Source organism: Nocardia sp., assembly GCF_025465275.1.
GTDB lineage: Bacteria > Actinomycetota > Actinomycetes > Mycobacteriales > Mycobacteriaceae > Nocardia.
In genome coordinates, this window is the sequence record NZ_JAODNK010000183.1 from 30,994 (window position 1) to 36,017 (window position 5,024).

6 protein-coding genes and 1 pseudogene are annotated in these 5,024 nt (G+C 65.6%); 3 read left to right on the forward strand and 4 right to left on the reverse strand.

From position 1 onward, the window contains the following. The first annotated feature begins 76 nt into the window (after positions 1-76). Complete coding sequence (locus tag JWN03_RS38150; protein WP_297625937.1) at positions 77-673, forward strand: fasciclin domain-containing protein; 597 nt, start codon at positions 77-79, stop codon at positions 671-673. Between the two features lie 30 nt (positions 674-703). Here the strand turns inward: JWN03_RS38150 and JWN03_RS38155 are convergent, their stop codons facing one another. Together JWN03_RS38155 and JWN03_RS38160 are read right to left on the reverse strand one after the other, a co-directional pair. Continuing rightward, a complete protein-coding gene (locus tag JWN03_RS38155; protein ID WP_297625939.1) occupies positions 704-1,168 on the reverse strand; it encodes a nitroreductase family deazaflavin-dependent oxidoreductase in 465 nt (154 codons plus the stop codon). A gap of 46 nt (positions 1,169-1,214) precedes the next feature. Next, entirely contained in the window at positions 1,215-1,625 is a 411-nt protein-coding gene (locus JWN03_RS38160; RefSeq protein ID WP_297625940.1) for a VOC family protein, read from the reverse strand. A 144-nt stretch (positions 1,626-1,769) separates the two neighbouring features. Here JWN03_RS38160 and mptB point away from each other — a divergent pair, with 144 nt between their 5' ends. Then, positions 1,770-3,452: a polyprenol phosphomannose-dependent alpha 1,6 mannosyltransferase MptB gene (gene mptB / locus JWN03_RS38165; RefSeq protein ID WP_297625942.1), complete on the forward strand. Its 1,683-nt coding sequence runs from the start codon at positions 1,770-1,772 to the stop codon at positions 3,450-3,452. Positions 3,453-3,464: 12 nt separating this feature from the next. Here mptB and JWN03_RS38170 read toward each other — a convergent pair whose 3' ends face one another. Further along, positions 3,465-3,830, reverse strand: a complete 366-nt coding sequence (locus JWN03_RS38170; protein ID WP_297625943.1) for a hypothetical protein — start codon at positions 3,828-3,830, stop codon at positions 3,465-3,467. Positions 3,831-3,957: 127 nt separating this feature from the next. Here JWN03_RS38170 and JWN03_RS38175 point away from each other — a divergent pair, with 127 nt between their 5' ends. Next, positions 3,958-4,737, forward strand: a complete 780-nt coding sequence (locus tag JWN03_RS38175; RefSeq protein WP_297625944.1) for a class I SAM-dependent methyltransferase — start codon at positions 3,958-3,960, stop codon at positions 4,735-4,737. Positions 4,738-4,742: 5 nt separating this feature from the next. Here JWN03_RS38175 and JWN03_RS38180 read toward each other — a convergent pair. Beyond that, positions 4,743-5,024, reverse strand: a pseudogene (locus tag JWN03_RS38180) (alpha/beta fold hydrolase); the annotation flags it as partial.

Sequence of the window (5,024 nt, forward strand, 5' to 3'; positions counted from 1 at the left end):
GGAAGAAGTGCCGTACGACCAGGCCCCGGCATCCCGGGGCCTGGTTCGTTTGAATCACGGAAGCGATACGGGGACAATGACATTGAGGCGATGCTCGAGCGCTGCGGCGCTCCTGCTGGCAGTGACGGCAGCGGGTCCGCTGGGCTGTTCTCCCGAACAACTCACCAGCGGCGCCGACCCGATCGGCCTAGCCGCCCCAGCCCCGGTTTCATCCGCGCCGCAGCATATCGAGCGTCCGTCCGAGTTGACCGGTCCCGGTTGTGATGCGGCCGCCTCGAACCCGGACAACCCGATGCTGGAGGCCGTCCTGCTGTCCGCCGCGAAAGATGCGGGACTGCAGGCGCAGTCGCCGGGTTCGACAGCGCCGCGGCGGTTCACCGTCTTCGTGCCCGAGGAATCCGCTCTCGACAATCTCGACGAAAATACCGTTCATCGCATGCGGAACGACGCCTCGGAACTGCTGAAAATCATTGCGCACCACTTGGTTCCCGTCGATCTCCCACCGGATCGAATCGGCGGCCGGTACCTGGCGGCCGATGGCGGAGAGGTCACCGTGACGCGATCGGCCGACGGTATCGATGTGGACGACGCGAAGGTGATCTGTGGCGGCTTCCGCACCACCACGGCGACCATCTACCTGATCGACAGGGTGCTCACGCGCACCTCGTTGTGACAGTGCCTGTGGTGCGCGCGCGGTGCAGGGTCAGCGCGGGCTGAGCCGGACCACCGGGTACCGGCGCTCGGACTTGTTCTGGTACTTGGCGATACGAGGCTGGGCGGCGGCGATACGCTGCCACGCCTCGTCGCGCTCGGCGCCTTCCAGCTGTTGCGGGACAACAGGTTCGGCCTCGTGTCCCGGCAGTTCGATCGACACCTGTTCCGGGTGCGCCATCATATTGGTGTACCAGTCCGGATTCCGGCTGCCGCCGCCCGACCCGATGAGCAGCCGCGCATTCTCACCGTCGGCGAACCAGGCCAGCGGCGACTGCCGCGGCTGCCCGCTGCGGCGGCCCACCGTATTGAGAATCAGCACATCCATACCCATGAACGTGCCGTGACCATTGCGGATCTTACGATTCATCCGGCCGTTCATTTTCTGCTGCATCCACCGTGAGAACGCCCCCGGCGTCCCGGCAGGGCGCTTGCCTGCCTGCTTTTCCTGTGCCATTTCTACCTCCGGTCGTTTCAGCGTGTGCGGTTCCAGCGGCAGTTACTCAGCGCACCTCCTGAATTCGCACCATATTCCCCGCCGGATCCCGGAACGCGCAGTCCCGGACCCCATACGGCTGATCGGTCGGCTCCTGCACCACCTCGGCATCGGTGGCCTGGACCCGCTCGAACGTCCCATCGAGATCCTCGGTGGCCAGCAGCAGACTCGCATAAGTCCCCTTGGCCATCATCTCGACAATGGTGCGCCGCTCATCCTCGGTAATGCCCGGATCAACAGCCGGCGGATGCAAAACAATAGAAGTCCCGGGCTGGCCGATGGGCCCCACGGTCAACCAGCGCAGCCCGTTGTACCCGACATCCTTACGAAGCTCGAAGCCCAGTGCATCCCGATAAAACGCCAACGCGGCCTCCGCATCATCATGCGGCAAAAAACTCGAATGAATGGTGATATCCATGTCCGCAACGCTAATCCCGCCGCATCACCCCGGGCTTCTCGATTCCTGATCGGTTCCCGCCGACCAGGCGGACTTGCCTGCATCAAGATCACTTAACCTGCCGGCGAATGCAGCTAGGCTCGCCGTGTGTGGGTTGCGGAGAGGATGCGGAGCGAGATCGCGGGACTCGGGCGCCGAGTCATCGGTCTGGACTCCTCCGCTGCGCAGTACGTAGCTGGTCTGCACACTGCCGAGGAGGAGGTGCCGGGGCTCGACCGCCGGGAGGCGTTGCAGTTCAGGCGAATCCAGTTACTCGGCACGACCGGCACGGTGGTAATGGCGATCAGTGCGCTCGGTGTGGGCGCACAGCCGGTGCACCAGAATCCGGTATCGGGACTCGCGGTGATCGGGCTGTTCGCGCGAGTACCGACGTCCATGCTGGCAATGTGCATGATCGGCGTGGTCGCGGTGGTGACGGCGTGGTTGTTGCTGGGCCGGTTCGCGGTCGGCGGCCCCGGCGGGGCGCCCTGGCACCGGATCAGTCGGTCGCAACTCGACCGCACCCTGCTGCTGTGGGTGACGCCGCTCGTCGTCGCGCCGCCGATGTTCTCCAATGACGTGTATTCGTATCTGGCGCAAAGCGAAATCGCCAGGCGCGGAATGGATCCCTACGTGGTCGGCCCGGCCACCGGGCTCGGCCTGAACAATGTGCTGACCAACAATGTGCCCACCATCTGGCGCGACACACCCGCGCCGTACGGCCCGCTGTTCCTCTGGATCGGCCGCGGCATCGCCGAAATCACCGGCGACAACATCGTTCTCGGTGTCTGGGCACATCGGCTGCTCGAACTCGGCGGGATGGCGCTGATCGTGTGGGCGCTGCCGCGGTTGGCGCGCCGCTGCGGGGTTGCGCCGGTGAGCGCACTGTGGCTCGGCGCGGCAAATCCGCTGGTGCTGTTCCATCTGGTCGCCGGGGTGCACAATGACACGCTGATGCTCGGACTCATGCTGGTCGGGTTGGAATACTGCCTGCGCGCCTTCCCCACAAACCCTGGCGCCGAGGCGGATCCACCTCCCCGGTGGGACCGGCGAGCCTGGACGCTGCTCGGGTTCGGTGCGGTGCTGATCGCGCTCGCGTCCATGGTCAAGGTTCCCGCGATCATCGCGCTGGGGTTCGTCGGCATGGCGCTGGCCCGGCAGTGGGGCAGACGCATCGGGCCTGTGTTTCTTGCCGCGGTGGTGCTCGGCGTGATCGCGGCGGCGACCACACTGCTGGTCTGCTGGGGAAGTGGGCTCGGTTTCGGCTGGATCTACACCCTCGGCACCGCCAATGCGGTACGCAGTTGGATGTCACTTCCGACGGCTCTCGGCATCATCACCGGATTCGGCGGTGTACTCCTGGGATTGGGCGATCACACCACCGCGCTGCTGACCTTCACCCGCCTACTCGCGATGGCGGCAGCCGCGTTCATCAGCCTGCGCATGCTGGTGGCCACGTGGACCGGGCGCCTGCACCCGATCGGCGCGCTTGGTTTGGCGCTGGGTGCCATCGTGCTGCTTTCCCCCGTGGTGCAGCCGTGGTACCTGCTGTGGGCGATCGTGCCGCTGGCGGCTTGGGCAACGACGCCCGCGTTCCGGGTTCCGGCGGTGGCATTCTCGGTGGTAGTGGGAGTTTTGGAGATGCCACGCGGAGCCGAGTTCGAGGTCTTCCAGGTCATCGAGGCAGCTTTCACCACGGTCGCGGTGTCGGTGGTGTTCATCGCGCTGACCCGTAATGCGTTGCCGTGGCGGTACCGGTCCGTGGCCAACTCTCCGGTTTCGGAGAAATCTCGCGTTGATGCTCCCTGACCACAGATCGGATCAGTCGGTGGAGCCGGGGCTGCGGGTGTTCAGTTCCTTGCGGGTGGTGGCGAACCACTCTTGGGTGCCGACCAAGCCGGATTCGATGTCCTTGCGGGCGCCGTTGAAGCCGTACAGCTCTCCGGCGAAGCGGGTTAACACCGAACCTTCGTGTTCTTCGAGTTCCTCCAGAACGGCGGTGTCTTGCAGGAGGTAGGCGACGCCGGCTTGTTCACCGGTGGTCCATACGGTGCGGTAGTCGTCCCATCCGTTTTGCCGCACCGCTAGGGCGCGGTCGATGAGGGTTGCGCGCAGGGCGGCTCGTTCGGCATCGCCGGGGCGTCGTGTTTTGAGATGGTCCCAGCTGATCGGTTCTGCGTCGGACACGTCGGATCCCGTCCTTCTGGGTGAGTTGGAACTTGCGGTCCTGGGCAATCTATCCCGTGGGGAAAACGCATCGGTTGGCGGCGTCCATGGACAAACCTGGCCTGCGCGCGGCGGTTAACATGGCCGGGTGAGCCGAGCGGGCGAGTGGGAAGTCGAGGATTCCGCGCTGCGGGCGCGCCGGGCGAGTTCGTTCGGTGCGGAAGCGGCTGCGTACGACGAACATCGGCCGGATTATCCGGTGGCGGGGGTGCATTGGGCGCTCGGGCCGGTGGACGGAAAGCCCGATGTCGAGGTGCTCGATCTTGGCGCCGGGACGGGCAAACTGACCGGGGTGATGCTTGCGGCCGGGCTGCGGGTGACTGCGGTGGAGCCCGATGCGGCTATGCGTGCGGTCCTGATGCGGCGATATCCAGCGGTGTCGACGCTGGCGGGCAGCGCGGAATCAATTCCGCTACAGGATGATTCGGTGGATGCGGTGATGGCGGGGCAGGCGTTTCACTGGTTCGATCTACCGCGCGCGTTCCCGGAGATCGCGAGGGTTTTGCGCCCGGCCGGAGTGGTCGCGGCGTTCTGGAACGGTCACGACACCTCGGTCGAGTGGGTCGCCGAATTGGATCGGGTGTCATACACGACCGCATCGTTCGAACGCCGCTCGACGCTGGGACTTCCGGCGCATCCACTGTTCTACCCCTTCGAGCGAACCGAATTCGCGCACTCGCACCGACGCACGGCCGAAAGTCTCACCGACACAATCGGAACCAACTCCCACACCTTGGTCGTCTCGCCCGCGGAGCGCACCGCGGCGCTCGAGCGAATCGCTGCATATCTGAGCAGCCGCCCCGAAACAGCCACCGGCGAATTCGACTTCCCCTTGCGGACTCTGGTTATTCGGGCGTTGGTGAAGTGAGTAACTCACGCCGATGCGAGGAAACGGTCCAATCGTTCGGCGAAACCTGGTGCGGCTGGGACGAAATGGCCTGCGCCAGGGGCGATTACGCGCTCGCCGTCCAGGGTGTCGGCGAGTGCGTCGCAAATTCGTTCCAGCGCGGGGTAGTGGTTTCCCGAGGCGATCAACGCGGGAACTCCTTTGGCGCGCAACACCTCCAATTGCGGTTGCGCCCCGCCCGGTAGCCGACCGCCCTGCGCGCGGCGGACCGCAGCCGCGGCCGCTTCGGGAAGGGGTTGGCCGTCCTG